Genomic DNA, 271 nt, shown 5'->3' with positions numbered 1-271 from the left:
CGCGTGGACGACACCGGCATAGGCATGAGCCAGGACATTATGCAGCGTGCGCTTGATCCCTTCTTCACCACCAAGCCCATGGGCCAGGGTACTGGCCTTGGGTTGTCGATGGTCTACGGCTTTGTGCGCCAGTCGGGCGGCCAGTTGCGCATCGACAGTACGCCGGGCCAAGGCACCACCGTTCACCTGTATCTGCCTCGGGACGAAAGTATCACGCCCCCAGCACCCTGTGGGGCACCCGAAGAGATCCTCGAAAAGCCGCAACACAGGC

1 protein-coding gene is annotated in these 271 nt (G+C 62.4%); it reads left to right on the top strand.

Annotated elements, in window-relative coordinates; translation table 11 throughout:
* Window positions 1–271, top strand: a 271-nt coding sequence (locus SB772_RS41225; RefSeq protein ID WP_410838678.1) for an ATP-binding protein, incomplete at both ends; no start/stop codon positions are given.

The organism is Paraburkholderia sp. SIMBA_030, assembly GCF_046535245.1.
GTDB lineage: Bacteria > Pseudomonadota > Gammaproteobacteria > Burkholderiales > Burkholderiaceae > Paraburkholderia.
The sequence above is the reverse complement of the archived record's forward strand: the minus strand, read 5'-3'. Positions and strand labels throughout refer to the sequence as shown.